Raw genomic sequence first — 14,524 nt, 5'->3', positions numbered from 1 at the left:
ACCCCGCTTAGACCATTGGGCCTAAGAGAATCCGTCAGGGCGTTGAGACAATTGATGGTGTTTCCAGGAAGTAAGCGTAGGCGTTGGTGTCCATCAGGGTGAAGGTGATGAACAGCGTCACGAAAAGTAGCGAAGAAATCAGGATGATGCCGTTGAGCGGGGCGTCTTCCTTGAGGTGCATGAAGTACCAGGCGACGAGGCTGGCCTTGATAAACGCGATCGTCATGGCGACGACGAGGTTCATGACATAGCCGAAGTCGTAGGTGGTGACGCCAACGGTGATGAAGGTCAGCACCATCAGAGCGACAAAGGTGAGGAACATCTCGGTGTAGGGCAGCGGGTGGTTGTAGCTGTGGTCGAAGCCGTATTCATCGACCTTGGGTTCGTGATGCGCCATGGTGGTATCGCTCTCGGGCTTAGTGGATCAGGTACAGCAGCGGGAAGAGGAAGATCCAGATCAGGTCAACGATGTGCCAGTAGAGGCCGACGACCTCGATGGTGGTGAAGTTGTTGGGTCCGAAGGCGTCGTAGAAGGTCGCTCGAACCCAGACCCAGAACAGCAGGCCCATGCCAACGAGCACGTGCAGGCCGTGGAGGCCGGTCATCATGTAGTAGATCTGATAGAAAATATGCACCCGGCCCTGCTCGGCTGGTGGCAGGTCAACGAAGGTGATGACGGGGGCGTGTCCGCCATGGTCGGTGTGGTGGTGGTCGCCGGGGTCGGCGTAGGCGGCGACGACCGCTGAGGTGGCCTCGGCGGGCGGGGGGATCATCGAGACCTCAGCGGGCGTGCCTTGAGCGTGATGCACATCTTCACCCGCGATGGGGACGTAGTTGGCGTCGTCGGGGGAGGACGCCGAGGCGTGCTCGCCGTGGCCGATGTCATGGGCTTCGGCATGGGGTGCTTCGGCGTGTTCGCTGGTAGCGTGTGCTACTTCTCCATTGTGTTCTGGCTCAGAGCCGTCGGCGACGTGCTCCTTGTCGTGGCCGTCTTCGCCATGGCCCTTGTGGGGGTCGTAGAAGTAGGGGTCGTTTTTGTACTTGTAATCGGGTCCGAACTCGTAGCTGCTACCGGGGCCGACCGCACCGGAGCGGTATTTGCCGAGGTACTTGCGGTCGAGATAGTTGCTGATGAGGTTCAGCCGCTCGACTTCTTTTTGAGCCACTTCTTCGGAGGAAAGCCCTTCGGTATCAACCGGGTAGTAGGCGTTGGCGGTGCCGGGCCAGAGTTCGGAGTTCCACTTGCTGGTGTACTCGATGGTCTTGATGCCCATGAAGCCGACGCCACCCATAAACGTCAGCGCGAGCATGATCGAGAGGAGCTGTTTCTGGCCGAGCATGGCGGCGCGGACACCCCACGCCATGGTGAGCGAGGAGGTCAGCAGGACAGCGGTGTTGATGGCGCCGAGGTTGGTATCGAGGAACTTGTGGGCGTAGAGGTAGACCTCTTTATGATTCCCGCGATAGATCGCGTAGGCGCAGAAAAGCCCGCCGAACATCAGGATCTCGGTCGCCAGGAAGAGCCAAATGCCCAGCTTGGCGGACTCGAACTGCTGTTTGGGGGTATGGAAGTGGTGCGCGAGGTGCGGGTGGTGACCCTCCTCGCCGTGCCCGTGGTGACTGGCCTCGGTCATGACGCTGTCAGCCTCGTCGTCGTCAGTGGAAAATGACCGGGCCCGTTGACGTACAGGACCGGCGGAAAATCAGTTAGTGATGGCCGCCCTGTGCGGCGAACTTTTTGGCGTACTCCTCGGGGTCTTCCTTGAGGACGTAGCCATGTTGCTCGGCATCATACTTCCAGTTGGCGTGGTCGTAGGGATCGAGAACCGTTGGCGGCTCGCCGATGAAGTTGTGCGCGGGAGGCGGGGAGCTGGTGTACCACTCCAGCGAGTTGGCACCCCAGGGGTTGGCGGAGGCCTTGGGTCCACTGATCAGCGAAGTGACCCAGTTCCAGAGCACCATGAACAGCCCAACGGTGAGGACGTACGAGCCGATCGAGGAGAAGAAGTGATAGAAGGCGTACTCATCAAGGTAGTGCGCGTAGCGCCGGGGCATGCCCTTGGTACCGGCCAGGAACTGGATGAAGAAGGTCATGTTGAAGCCGATGAACACAACAATCGCTGACCAGCGACCGAAGGACTCGTTGTACATCTTGCCGAAGATCTTGGGCCACCAGTAGTACATGCCGCCCATGAACGCGAAGAGTGTCGAGCCGACCATGACGTAGTGGAAGTGAGCGACGACGAAGTAGGTGTCGTGGAAGAAGATATCGACGGAGATGGTGGCCAGGAAGAGGCCCGTGAGCCCGCCGATAGCGAACAGCCAGATGAAGCCGAGGCCGTAGAGCATCGGGGTGTCGAGACGGATCTGACCCTTCCACATGGTGGCGAGCCAGTTGAAGACCTTGATGGCTGAGGGGATGGCGACGCTCATGGTCAGCAGGGAGAAGATCGCGTTGAGCAGCGATGACTGGCCCGAGGTGAACATGTGGTGGCCCCAGACAATGAAGCCGAAGATCGCGATGGCGACCGAGGAGAAGGCGATGAACTTGTAGCCGAAGATACTCTTGCGCGAGAACGTCGAGATCAGCTCGGAGATGATCCCGAGACCCGGGAGGATCATGATGTAGACGGCTGGGTGTGAGTAGAACCAGAAGAAGTGCTGGTAGAGCACCGGGTCACCGCCTAGGGCTGGGTCAAAGATGCCGATGCCCAGGATGCGCTCGGCGCAGAGGAGCAGAAGCGTGATGGCAAGGACCGGCGTGGCGAGAATCTGGATCAGGGCGGTGGCGTAGAGCGCCCACACGAAGAGGGGGATCTGGAACCAGCCCATCCACTTGGGACGAAGCATGTGCACGGTCGCGATGAAGTTCAGACCAGTCAGGATCGACGAGAAGCCGAGGATGAAGACGCCCATAGTGGCGGCGACGACTTGGGTGCTCGTCGAGGTTGAGTAAGGCGTGTAGAAGGTCCAGCCGGTATCGAGACCAACAGGGAGCCAATCCGGAGGCGTGACGCCGTTGGCGTAAAGCAGGACGCCAATGACCCCGCTGAGGAGGATCCAGAGGAAGAAGCACATCCCGATCATGTACAGGTACCAAGACCCGAGGTTGAGCTTGGGGAAGGCGACGTCTTTGGCACCCAGCATCAGGGGCAGCGCGAAGTTACCCAGGATCGCGGGGATGCCGGGGATGATGAAGAGGAACGTCATCACCGCACCGTGGAGTGTGAAGGAGTGGTTGTAGAAGTCGTTGGCTGCGGCCTCATCGGCGAGCAGCGTCCATTCGTTGGAGAGCAGCTCGGTGCGTGCGACGATCGCGAACACCCCGCCGATGAAGAACGAAGTGAGCACAAAGATCATGTACATCAGGCCGATGCGTTTGTGATCGACCGTGGTGAGCCAGGACAGGATGCCCTTCTCTGCGGTGATGTAGTTGCTGCCATGGTCTTGGGCGTGATTGCCCTCGACGGTTTCGGGCGTGCTGATGACGGACATGGACGTCTTCCTCGATATTCACCCGCCGATGATGCGGCGGGAACAGTTGATGGCTTACTCGCTGGCGGTGCCGGTGGACTCGAGCTTCTCCCAGTCGGTCTCGACCGAGCCGGAGAAGTGGGTGCTGATGGTCTTGAGGTACTCGATGATCGCTGTGATCTCAATGTCTTTGAGACGGCCCTTATAGGAGGGCATCACGTTCTGGTAACCGGCGACGATGTGGGCGCCGGGGTAGAGGATCGACTCGCGGATGTAGTTCGCGTCGGCGACGTAGTCCTGGCCATCGGCCCACTTACCCTGATGCTGGTAGAGGTCCTTGAAGCTCGGGCCGATGATGACGGTTCCATCGATCGAGTGGCACTGGTAGCAACCACTCTTGTTGAGCAGGGACTCGCCAGCGACTGCGGGCGGGTCCTTGCGGATGTCGGCGGCGGAGTCGAGCCAGGCGGCGAAGTCAGCCGGCTGGTGGACGTAGACATCGGCGAGCATCTGGGAGTGCTTGTTCCCGCAGTATTCGGTGCAGAAGAGGATGTGCTTATTGACTGTGAAGGTCGTGTCGCCAGCGGCCAGTTCTTCGGCATACTCGGGGTCGAACTCGGTCTCGAACCAGAGTTTGTTGTACCGGCCGGGCACGCAGTCCTTCTTGACGCGGAAATCGGGAATGAACACCGAGTGGATCACGTCCTGCGACTGCATAATGAGCTCGACCGGACGGCCAGCGGGGACGTGGAGGTTGGAGTCGCTGTAGCCGTTGGGGTACTGGAAGGACCAGCCCCACTTGTAGCCAGTCACGACGATCTGATAGGTATTCGAGGGCGGGACGGCCATGTCGCGGTAGCCGACGAACCCCATGGCGAAGAAGGCAAGGACGGCGATGGTGGGTGGGATGGTCCAGGCCAGCTCGAGAGCGGTGCTGTGGGTCGGCCCCTCGCCGAGAGTGTCCATATCCTTCTGCTTGTACTTCCACGAGAAGAAGAACATGAGGAAGCCAATGGCCACGAAGCAGACCACGCTGACCCAGTAGATCCAGTAGAAGGCGTAGTCAATGTCTTCCGCGGTCGTGGACGCCTGGCGCGGCATCCAGTTGAGGACCCACTCGTCGATAAAAGAAGCCATCAATAGCGACATCACACGCAACCTTGCTGGGTCTGGCCCGATGAACCCCGTTTTCGCCGGGGTTTTCCCTAACTGTATCCCGCTCAAGCGGCGGGGTCATCCTTCTTACGCTGATTTGACCTGGTCTCTAGATCGGCGACGAACCGCCTCGAAGGCGAACATCAACCCAACCAACAGCCCGAGTGCGGTCACTGTAACCGCTCCGCCTAGCTTCATCAGCCCCATCGCGACCGGGACGTAACGCCCTTCGGCGGCGTCGTACTGAAAGCATGTTAGGAGAATTCGGTCTAACGTCGAACCGACCTTTCCTTCGCCCGCTTCGACCAGTGAGAGCCTTAGTGTGCGGGCGGGATACTTGAGCATCACGAAGTACCGTGAGATCCGGCCTTCGGGGGACAGCACCATGATCCCCGCTGCGTGGGAGTACTCATCCTGACGTTCGATGTACCGGTATTGAAAGCCGACCGAATCGGCCAGCGACCGGATGTCCTCATCTCGGCCGGTCAGGAAGGCCCAACCTGCTGCGGCATCCTCATCAAGGGTCAGGAACACTTCGCGCTTGCGTTCCATGGCGTCCTTGGGGCGCTCGCGGGGGTCGATGCTCACCGTGATGACCTGGTAGTCCTCGCCCGGCAGCCAGCCCATCTCCTCGATGGTGTTGCTCATGGAGTCGAGCACCAGAGGGCAGAGCATCGGGCAGCGGTAATAAGCCATCTGCAGGATGACCGGTCGACCGTCGCGGAAGTAATCGGAGAGTTTGACCGCGCGGCCGTTTTCATCAAAGAAATCGAGGTCCAGCGGGATGGTCTGGCCGAGATTGGTCTCGTCGATGTTGGCCCCCTGAAGATCGGGAGGCAGCAACTCGGTGCGATCCGTCGGCGGGGAGGATGGCTGATACGCGGGGAGCTTGTCGTCCACGGGTTTGACGGCTGCGGGACTGGCAGCAGGAGGTGCGCCCTGAGCCATCGCGAATGATGACGACAGGCCGACCAGCAGGGCTGTCAGCAGACCGAAAAACCTTGTTCCTGAGGGGCGAGACATCGCCACGGGTCCTTTTCAGGCTGACGCCGTGGCGTCGGGGCCAGGCCAGCCATCAGTTTTCGTGCAAATCGCGGATCGTTAGCTCCATCGCACGGTCGATGGGGATCACCACGGTTCCGGCTTCCCGGTCTCTCCAACGATAGGCGCTCTCGGCGGCCGAACCGGCGCCAAGATTGGCTAGCTGCTCGGTGATGAGTTGATCGACACGCTGACCCGAGACCGGATCGACGGCCTTGTGGGGCGCATCGATGACCTTGCGTTCCTCTTCATTGGCCCAGGCGTAGCGATAGGCGGCGTTGGTCAGGATGACGATTGCCGCGAGGATCGGTACCGCCATCGCCAGGGTCACGGCGAGAATCGGTACGTTGATGCCCTGCTCGTGAAGCTCGGGCTTAGGGGTCTGGGATGAGGTGTGGCTGTCCATCGAATACGCCTTTTTAGATCAGAGCTGCTTGAGTGCTAGGCACTCGGGCATGCGGGGGTCGTTGATGGCCATGGCGTGCCGACCGACGGCCAGCCGGGTGATGCCGAAGGCGTAGAAGCAGCCAAGGGCGAGCAGTAGCACCAGTTCGACGGAGAAACCAGGGAGCGTCGGCGTGCTGAACTCGGGCATGATCATCCAGTAGAGATCGATCCAGTGCATCGCGAGCAGCCAGACGGCCGCCGTGGCGAGCCAAGCCATGTTGCGTTTGGTCTTGCGGGTCACCAGGTAGGCGAACGGCAGCAGCAGGTGTCCAAAGAGCAGGATCGCCGAGATGGTCCACCAGCCGGTGGGCTCGTTGACGAAGCGCTCGGAGATCGACAGGCCACGGTTCTCCAGCCAGTAGACGGTTTCGGGGATCGAGGCATACCAGAGCAGCATGAACTGGCTGAAGCTGGTGTAGCCCCAGAAGAACACGAAGGCGAACATCAGCTTGCCCAGGTCGTGGTAGTGCTCGACGTTGACCGATCCGAGATAGCCGTGCCGTTGGAGCAACAACGCGAGCAGGACGGTCAGGCACAATGCTGAGAGGAACGAGCCCGCGAACACGATCACCGGGAGCATGGTCGAATAAAACGCCGGATCGAGTGACATCACGATGTCAAAGACAGCTGAACCGAGCGTCAGAGCAAAGATAAACACCAGGGGCGGGGAGTAGACCTCACGGATTCGCGAGAGGTCGGCTTCGCCTGAGGCGTCCTGCCGCTGGCCTAATCCGAAGTACCACCAGGCAATTCCGATCCACACGACGAAGTAGAACACAACGCGGAGGGTGAAGAACCATCCGCTGAGCCAGGGCTGCTTGTTGGTGACCATCCAGTGAGTCATCTCACGCCCGGCACCATCGACAGCGGGGTTGTAGTTGTCGCTGTGGTGGGGCTTGCTGCGATCGTGATAGCCCGCCTCGGCGTGGCTGCCTTCTTCGTGACCCGCCTCGTCGGCGATCATCGTGATCTCGAAGCCTTGAGTGAGGTCACCGCTGGCGTGAAGCGTGTGGTCGTCAACGGGACTCACCATCGCGTGGTCATCGCCGTGATAACCCATCATCTGATTAAACGGTTGGGCCCAGGGGTACAGGATGCCGGTGTTGGACATCACCACCGCCAGCACCGGGATGAACATGACGGCGACGACGCCGAGGTTCGCCGCGAGGGTTTCCGGGATCCGCCGAACCACCGCGCACCATGACGCGCGGAACAGGTGCGTGGCGAGCACGAAGAACAGCCCGCCGATGGAGAGTGTCAGGTAGAAGGTGGCATTGAGCAGGTAAGCGTGTGAGAGTCGCTCCCAGCCTCGATCCGCAAACATGGACAGTGCCAGTGCCAGGCCGAGGAAGATGAACCCGCCGATGAGCAGCGCCGGGCCGTAGCCGGCGAGCCGCTCGCTGATGCGACGTTTGTCCGATTCCTGGAGTTTTTGTGGTCCGTGGTGCGACACCATCTTGCCCTGTCTGCTATCGGTTGACCTTGTTCAATGGCTTACCGGGGCTCACCGCCCGAGTGCCTCGACCTTGTCGGCTGGCACATCGGCCAGGCTCGCGTGCTGACTCCGCTGCATCGCGCGGATGTAGAGGATGATCGCCCAGCGATCTTCCTCGTTGAGCTTGTGGCCGTAGCCAGCCATGTTGCGGATGCCGTGCGTAATCACGTTAAACAACCGGCCATCCTCGTACAGTTCTGGTCCGTACTGAGGCTTGCCCGCGGTCGGATCGACTGCGTGGAGATTCGACGGCGGGACCCAGGCGTTGTTCGCCGGGTCTCGCTGCGACAACCAGCTTGCTCGGATGTGCACCGGGCCATTGCCGTAGCCGTCCTTGCCGTGGCACGGGAAACAACTGGTGTTGTATTCCTTCATACCGAGGTTCATCGTCCGGTCAGAAATCTCGAACACCTCAGGGAACCCGCGGAAGTAAACCGTCTCGCCGTTCTCCACCCGGTAACCCCGGTAATAATGATCGTCTTCACGAAGCTCGCCACGGGCGACGGTGCCCACCACGCGCGGGCGCATCGCTCGACCGTCAGCGAACACCGTCGAGGCGTCCTGAGCCTTCGGGGCGATGGAGTGGTCCATTCCCTGAAAGAGGTGCACCCTCGGCTGGTCACTCATGCTCTGCCGGGCCAACGCCGCCAGCGAGGGCGGGATCAGCGCGAACGCGCAGACGATCAGGATCGCTGCGATCAGGACGAAAGGCACCTTGGGGAGCCGGTAGTTGATATCGGGATCGTTGGGCCTGGCCATCGTCGCTTACTCTTCAATGACCTCAAGCGACTCGGGTCCGAGTTCGCGGAGGTAGTTGTAGGTGGTTTCGGGATCAAACTTCGGGTCCCGCGCCTCGATACAGATGAAAAACCGATCCGCCGTCGCACGCCGGAAGTTGGTGCTCTTGAACAGCGGGTGGAAGAGCATCGGCAATCCATTGAGCGCGAACATACTGAACACCGCCGTGAACGCCGAGAAGAGGATCGTCAACTCGAAGATCGGCGGGATGTACGCGGGAAAACTGTTGTACGGCTTGCCTGAGATCAGGTACGGGTACGCTTCGAGGTTCACCCACAGCCATGTGTTGATCGGGCCCGCCATGGTGTAGACCGTGAGGATAATCCCCAGGCTCATGCCGATCAGCCCGCCGACCAGAACGAAGTACGGGAGGATGCTGCGTTTGAGCCCCATCTCCTCGTCGATGCCGTGGATCGGGAAGGGTGCGTGGACATCCCACTTGCTGTAGCCGTCGTCCCGGCATTTGCGGACCGCAGGCATCAGAACATTGATGTCTTTGAACTCCGCGATGATGCCGTAGAGGTCCTTCTTGGAGCCCTCATCGGTCGGAGTGTCGGGAATCGGGGCATCCATCACGCTCATCGGTCGGACTCCTCACCGTGGTGGTCTTCGCCATGACCATGGCCCTCGTGTGCGCCCGGCATCACGGTCTTCACTTCAGCGATGGCAATGATCGGGAGCACCTTGAGGAAGATCAGGAAGAGACTCAGGAACAGCCCGAATGAGCAGAAGAACATGCTGTAATCGAAGAACGTCGGCATAAAGTCGTCCCAGCTCGACGGCAGGAAATCACGGGTCAGTGAGGTGACCACGATCACATAACGCTCGAACCACATACCGGCATTAATCGACATCGCAGCGAGCATCACGGTCCAGACGTTCATGCGGCACCAGCGGAACCACAGGATCTGCGGGATGACGCAGTTGAGCGTGAACATCGCCGCGAAGCCCACCCACTTGTAGGGACCGAAGGGGCGGTTGAGGAAAAGGAACTGCTCGAAATGGTGGTTCGAGTACCAGGCGATGAAGAACTCGACGGCGTAGGCGAACGTCACGATCAGCCCCGTGCCGAGCATGACCTTGCACATCAGGTCGATGTGCCGCATCGTGATCAGGTCCTTGATGCCGAAGATCACCCGTGATGGGATGGCCAGCGTCAGCACCATGGCGAACCCGCCATAGATCGCCCCGGCGACGAAGTAAGGCGGGAAGATCGTCGTGTGCCAGCCGGGAAGCTGCGAAATGGCGAAGTCAAACGACACGACCGAGTGCACCGAGAGCACCAGCGGAGTCGCCAGGGCCGCGAGCAGCAGGTACATCCGCTCGTAGCGTTGCCAGTGACGGCTCGAGCCGTTCCAGCCCATGGACAGGACGCCGTAGAAAATCTGCGTTAAACGATTCTTGGCCCGGTCCCGGATCGTAGCCAGGTCGGGCACCATGCCGACGTACCAGAAGGCCAGCGACACGCTGAAGTAGGTCGAGACCGCGAACACGTCCCAGAGCAGCGGCGAGCGGAACTGCGGCCACATCGCCATCTGGTTCGGGTACGGGAAAAGCCAGAACGCCAGCCACGGTCGGCCGACGTGAATCAGCGGGAAGACGCCGGCGCAGACGACGGCGAAGATCGTCATCGCCTCAGCAAACCGGTTGATCGAGGTCCGCCAGTTCTGCCGGAACAGGAACAGGATCGCGGAGATCAGCGTCCCGGCGTGGCCGATGCCGACCCAGAACACGAAGTTGATGATCGGGAAGCCCCACGAGGCGGGCTGGTTGTTGCCCCAGATGCCCACACCCGTCGCGAACAGGATGCCGATCTGAACAAAGAACAGCATCGCGATGAAGCTGGTGATGCCAAACGCGATCCACCACCACGCCGTGGGCTTGCCCAGCGCGATGTTGACGACCTTGTCCGTCACGGTCGTGAAGTCGTTGGCACCGGTGACCAGCGGCGGACGCTCCGACGGGTGGTCGTAGGTGTTCTGGTCCGTCATCAGGATTTGGGGATGGATCGTCGCCATGGTTCTTCACTCCGGCCGTCGCCGGGCCAAAGCGGGCGTCAGCCCGCAGGGTCCTCGGTTCAGCCGTGGGTCGCGGCCTCGTGCTTGGTTTCCTCGTGCGCGCCGTCGGTTGCCTTGCCCTTAGAGGCCTTGCGAGCCGCAGCGAGCACGGGGTTGGGGTTCATGATCTTCGCCAGGTGGCGGGTCCTCGGCCGGGTGTTCAACTCTCGCAGCACCTCGTAAGCCCTTGGATTCGACTGAATCTTCGAGACCTTCGCGTCCGCATCGTTGAGGTTGCCAAAGACAATCGCCTCGGTCGGGCAGGCCATCTGGCACGCCGTGATGATCTCGCCATCCTGCACAAGCGGGCTGGGCCGCAGCTTCTTCTGGTGCTCGTTCTTCGCCGTGATCTTTGCCGTGGCAATCCGCTGGGTGCAGTAGGTGCACTTCTCCATGATGCCACGCATCCGGACGGTGACCGCGGGATTGAAGACCATGCGCTTGATCTGATCGACACTCTTTTGCTGCTGGTTGTCGGGGATGTCCAGCCAGGGCATCGCCGCGCCGCGCGGGTCCTTCGAGTGATAATCGAAGTAGTTGAACCGCCGGACTTTGTACGGGCAGTTGTTCGAGCAGTACCGCGTGCCGATGCAGCGGTTGTAGACCATCGTGTTGAGGCCTTCGGTGTCGTGCACCGTCGCCGCGACCGGGCAGACCTGCTCACACGGCGCGTTCTCGCAGTGCGTGCACATCATCGGCATCGAGATGACCTCGGGCGATCCCTCGGGGTCACCCTTGTAATAGACATCCAACCGGAGCCAGTGCATCTCACGGCTCATGTCCACCTGATGAGCACCCACGACCGGGATGTTGTTCTCAGACTGACACGCGATGATGCACGCCCCGCAACCGGTGCAGGCATTCATGTCGATGCTCATGCCCCAGGCGTGCGGATCATTAAAGGCTTCTGGCCCGCCCTCGCGCTTGGCCTTGGTCGCCACCTTCGATGTCGTGCTGTCCAGCGGCGGCGGGCTCCAGAGCTGGAGACTCAGGTCGCCGTGAACATTCTGATCGACGAAGCCGGGCAGCTTCTTGTAGCGCTCCAGCGAAGTGCTCTTGACGACGTAGGGCTCGTAGTTCGGGTCCTTCGGGTCACCGACACGCTTCTTCAGACCGTATTCGCCGACCCAATCCAGGCCCACAAGGTGATGCTGCGTGGTTAGCGCGAGCTTGTGATGTCCGCCAGCCAGCGTCACGCTTGCTTCTGCGACATCACGACCCGCAGGCCGTGCCGGGTAGACATTCACGCCCACGTCGCTGCCGATCTGACCGGCTTCGGTCCGACCGTAGCCCAGGTAGAGCGTGATCGAACCTTTCGCCTGACCCTGCTTGCGGAAGGCTGGCATCGTCAGCGACACGCCATCCACCGAAACCGTGATCAGGTCGCCATCTTTCGTGACGCCGAGCTTGCTGGCGTCCGCAGGATGAATCAACGCCGGGTTGTCCCAGCAGACTTTCGTCGATGAATCAGGCAGTTCCTGCAGCCACCCGCTGTTGGCCATCCGTCCGTCACCCAACGCGGGCGAAGCCTTGAAGACTGCCTCGATCGCTGGCGTCGGATAGGTTCCGGCCTGCACATTTTGGTTTGGACTTGGCGTCCGCGTCTCAGGCTTCTGATCGAGCATGCCATCATGCACGACTTTGCGCCACGACTTCTCGAAGTCGCCGCCACCCAGTCGCCCCGCCCAGGTGCGTTGCACGAGGTCGTAACCCGCTAGCGGGCGCTCTCGGAGCACCACCGCGAGCAGTTCGATCGCCGACTTGCCGCCAAACAACGGCTCGATCAGCGGCTGCTGAACCATCAGCGAACCGTCCCACGCCGTGCCATCACCCCAGCACTCGAGGGCATGGGCCATCGGCAGGTGCCACTGGCACAGACGGCTCGTTTCGTTCACATAAAGACTCAGGTGAACCGTGTTGGCCACACCCGCGATCTTGCTGGTCATATCCAGCGACGCGGGGGCGTCATACGCCGGATTGCCACCAAGAATCACCAGATGCGTGACCGCACCCGACTCGATCTTCGCTGCAAGGTCAGAGAGACTTGCGCCACACGGGTACTGATCGGCACCCGGCTCGTCGATGTACGTCACCGTGCTGCCAGCGTTGCCCAGCCGAGCGTTGATCAGGTGTGCGAGGTGATGAGCCTCAGCGGGGAGGGCATCACCAACCACAACAACCGACCGGCCGCGATGCGCCGCCAGGTCTGCAGCCAACGCCTCGACCCACGCCGACTCGCCATTGAGCGAGCCGGGGTCCGCCACGCCCGAAGCGCCCACACGGAGCGCGAGGGCTCGCAGCAGGGTGATCTGCTTGGACACCTTCACCGGCAGACGCTCATCCGCTGACATGCCCGTCGGCGTAAAGGTCGACTCGGCCACATAGAGCCGGTTCATCTCTCCAGAAACATCGGCATCCGCACGCTTGCGACCCGCAGCCCAGCCGCGAGCATTGATCGCATAACCGGGATCGTCTGCGAGCAGGTCACTCTCGAACGCAGCGATGACGTCTGCTTTAGCCAGGTCATACTGAGGACGCACCCTCCGGCCAAACGCCGCCTGAGCACCCTCGAGCGCGTTGTCACGATTCACCGACTCCCAGGTGTGCCATGCCGCACCGGGGTACGCCGAAAGCAATCGAGCCCGCATCTCCAGGAGCGTCGGGCTGCTGGTCGCCTCGGAAAGGAACGCCACGCCCGCGGCCTGCCCACCCTTGAGCGGGCCGAACTGAGTCCCCGCGTAGCGGTCAAACGCTTCCCACGAGCTGTAGGCCGCCTGCTCACCCTTGCCGTACAACGGCGACCGGGAGCGATCCGGGTCGTACATCTCGAGAATCGCCGCCTGTGTCTGCACATCAGACGACCCCAGCGACGCGGGGTGCGATGGATTGCCGTCGATCTTGATCGGCCGGCCGTCAAAGCTCGTCACAAGCGTCGGCCGAGCCACGCCCTGCCGATCGATCATCGACGCAAACTTCTCGGGAACCCCAGGCGTGGAGCCGCCCGGACGCGAAGCGTAGGGCACGACGTACTCGCGCGGCCAGCGACGACAACCTGTCATCGTCAGACCGGCCAGTGCCATCGAGGCACCCGCCAGAGCGAGGAAGTTACGCCGCGACATCGAACGGATCTCGTCCGGGTCGTAGCCGGGGAACTCCTCGGCAATCTTCGCGGCAAACGCCTCGGAATCAGCGTATTCCGCGATGGAACGCCAGTACGTCTTGCCTTGATCGGTGGTTTCTAGCGATGGCACGTGGAGCAACTCGTCATATAGGCAATGGAATGGATGTTGTTGGTCTCCTTCAAGCGGAGGCCTACACGCAACTGAGCCTGTTCAAGGGTCTCACCGGCCTGCGCCTGCAGGTCGTTGGGACCCTCACCCGTGTGGTACGTCATCGATGTCACCTGATCCAGCGGACGCAGGTGCTTCTCCGGTTCACGATGGCACTCGATGCACCAACCCATGCTCAGATTCTCGACCTGGTACACCCCTTCCTCACCCATCTTGTCGACTCGCCCGTGGCACGAGTAGCAGCCCACACCCTTGTTGATGTGCGCCGAGTGGTTGAAGTAGGCGTAGTCAGCCAGGTCGTGGACCTTGACCCATTTGACCGGCTCACCCGAGCGGTAGCTGTCGTACACCGGCTGGAGCTTGTCGCTGTTCTTCCGGATCCCGGAGGCATTGGTCTCGGGGTTGTGGCAGGCGATACACGTCTGCGTCGGCGGGATCGCGGCGAACGCCGCCTCATCCACCGTGTTGTGGCAGTACGTGCAGTCCATGCCCAACTCGCCCACGTGCAACTCGTGGCTATAGGGCACCGGCTGCTGAGGCAGGTAGCCCGGATTCAACGTCCCGGCGCTGAGCATGTAATAGGTCGTCGCAGGGACGTACATCCCCGCACCCACCGCCACAAGCAGAATCACCGGTAGTAAATAGTTCGCCCATGCTGGAAAGACGAAGGGTCGGTCCTGACTGTCGGTCATCGAAAGCCTCTTGGGGAAAACCCTTGACGGGTTTGCGCTACATACCCGGGCAGGGTGCCCATCGGGTGTTAAAAA

Annotated in this window: 12 protein-coding genes; all 12 read right to left on the bottom strand. The window is 61.2% G+C overall.

Annotated elements, in window-relative coordinates:
- Positions 1–34: 34 nt before the first annotated feature.
- Complete coding sequence (locus RIG82_08890) at positions 35–397, bottom strand: cytochrome C oxidase subunit IV family protein (protein MEQ9461054.1); 363 nt, start codon at positions 395–397, stop codon at positions 35–37.
- Positions 398–416: 19 nt separating this feature from the next.
- Complete coding sequence (locus tag RIG82_08885) at positions 417–1,634, bottom strand: cytochrome c oxidase subunit 3 (GenBank protein ID MEQ9461053.1); 1,218 nt, start codon at positions 1,632–1,634, stop codon at positions 417–419.
- 73 nt (positions 1,635–1,707) lie between these two features.
- Complete coding sequence (locus RIG82_08880) at positions 1,708–3,495, bottom strand: cbb3-type cytochrome c oxidase subunit I (protein ID MEQ9461052.1); 1,788 nt, start codon at positions 3,493–3,495, stop codon at positions 1,708–1,710.
- A 54-nt stretch (positions 3,496–3,549) separates the two neighbouring features.
- Positions 3,550–4,623 (bottom strand): c-type cytochrome, encoded by a 1,074-nt coding sequence (locus RIG82_08875; GenBank protein ID MEQ9461051.1) that lies wholly within the window; start codon positions 4,621–4,623, stop codon positions 3,550–3,552.
- Between the two features lie 93 nt (positions 4,624–4,716).
- Entirely contained in the window at positions 4,717–5,652 is a 936-nt protein-coding gene (locus tag RIG82_08870) for an SCO family protein (GenBank protein MEQ9461050.1), read from the bottom strand.
- Positions 5,653–5,704: 52 nt separating this feature from the next.
- Entirely contained in the window at positions 5,705–6,076 is a 372-nt protein-coding gene (locus RIG82_08865; GenBank protein MEQ9461049.1) for a hypothetical protein, read from the bottom strand.
- An 18-nt stretch (positions 6,077–6,094) separates the two neighbouring features.
- The gene (locus RIG82_08860) at positions 6,095–7,573 is read right to left on the bottom strand and encodes a hypothetical protein (GenBank protein ID MEQ9461048.1); all 1,479 of its coding nucleotides are present in this window, start codon (positions 7,571–7,573) and stop codon (positions 6,095–6,097) included.
- 48 nt (positions 7,574–7,621) lie between these two features.
- Positions 7,622–8,371, bottom strand: a complete 750-nt coding sequence (locus tag RIG82_08855) for a cytochrome c (GenBank protein MEQ9461047.1) — start codon at positions 8,369–8,371, stop codon at positions 7,622–7,624.
- Positions 8,372–8,377: 6 nt separating this feature from the next.
- Positions 8,378–8,992, bottom strand: coding sequence for a DUF3341 domain-containing protein (locus RIG82_08850; protein ID MEQ9461046.1), 615 nt, complete (start codon positions 8,990–8,992; stop codon positions 8,378–8,380).
- A complete protein-coding gene (nrfD, locus tag RIG82_08845; GenBank protein ID MEQ9461045.1) occupies positions 8,989–10,428 on the bottom strand; it encodes an NrfD/PsrC family molybdoenzyme membrane anchor subunit in 1,440 nt (479 codons plus the stop codon). The genes RIG82_08850 and nrfD overlap by 4 nt, the downstream gene beginning before the upstream one ends.
- 59 nt (positions 10,429–10,487) lie before the next feature.
- Entirely contained in the window at positions 10,488–13,718 is a 3,231-nt protein-coding gene (locus tag RIG82_08840) for a TAT-variant-translocated molybdopterin oxidoreductase (protein ID MEQ9461044.1), read from the bottom strand.
- Positions 13,706–14,449 carry a cytochrome c3 family protein gene (locus tag RIG82_08835; protein ID MEQ9461043.1) on the bottom strand — a complete coding sequence of 248 codons (744 nt, stop codon included), beginning with the start codon at positions 14,447–14,449 and terminating at the stop codon, positions 13,706–13,708. Before RIG82_08835 ends, RIG82_08840 begins: the two co-directional genes overlap by 13 nt.
- Positions 14,450–14,524: the final 75 nt, after the last annotated feature.

This window comes from Phycisphaeraceae bacterium (assembly GCA_040222855.1).
GTDB lineage: Bacteria > Planctomycetota > Phycisphaerae > Phycisphaerales > Phycisphaeraceae > Mucisphaera.
Note: the sequence above shows the minus strand (reverse complement) of the source record. Positions and strands in the feature narration are given on the sequence as shown.

Bases quoted from the DNA above. Each gene is read 5' to 3' on its own strand.
- RIG82_08835 (MEQ9461043.1), bottom strand. From the start codon at position 14,449: ATGACCGACAGTCAGGACCGACCCTTCGTCTTTCCAGCATGGGCGAAC.
- RIG82_08890 (MEQ9461054.1), bottom strand. From the start codon at position 397: ATGGCGCATCACGAACCCAAGGTCGATGAATACGGCTTCGACCACAGC.
- RIG82_08870 (MEQ9461050.1), bottom strand. From the start codon at position 5,652: ATGTCTCGCCCCTCAGGAACAAGGTTTTTCGGTCTGCTGACAGCCCTG.
- RIG82_08875 (MEQ9461051.1), bottom strand. From the start codon at position 4,623: ATGTCGCTATTGATGGCTTCTTTTATCGACGAGTGGGTCCTCAACTGG.
- RIG82_08855 (MEQ9461047.1), bottom strand. From the start codon at position 8,371: ATGGCCAGGCCCAACGATCCCGATATCAACTACCGGCTCCCCAAGGTG.
- RIG82_08860 (MEQ9461048.1), bottom strand. From the start codon at position 7,573: ATGGTGTCGCACCACGGACCACAAAAACTCCAGGAATCGGACAAACGT.
- nrfD (MEQ9461045.1), bottom strand. From the start codon at position 10,428: ATGGCGACGATCCATCCCCAAATCCTGATGACGGACCAGAACACCTAC.
- RIG82_08885 (MEQ9461053.1), bottom strand. From the start codon at position 1,634: ATGACCGAGGCCAGTCACCACGGGCACGGCGAGGAGGGTCACCACCCG.
- RIG82_08850 (MEQ9461046.1), bottom strand. From the start codon at position 8,992: ATGAGCGTGATGGATGCCCCGATTCCCGACACTCCGACCGATGAGGGC.
- RIG82_08880 (MEQ9461052.1), bottom strand. From the start codon at position 3,495: ATGTCCGTCATCAGCACGCCCGAAACCGTCGAGGGCAATCACGCCCAA.
- RIG82_08865 (MEQ9461049.1), bottom strand. From the start codon at position 6,076: ATGGACAGCCACACCTCATCCCAGACCCCTAAGCCCGAGCTTCACGAG.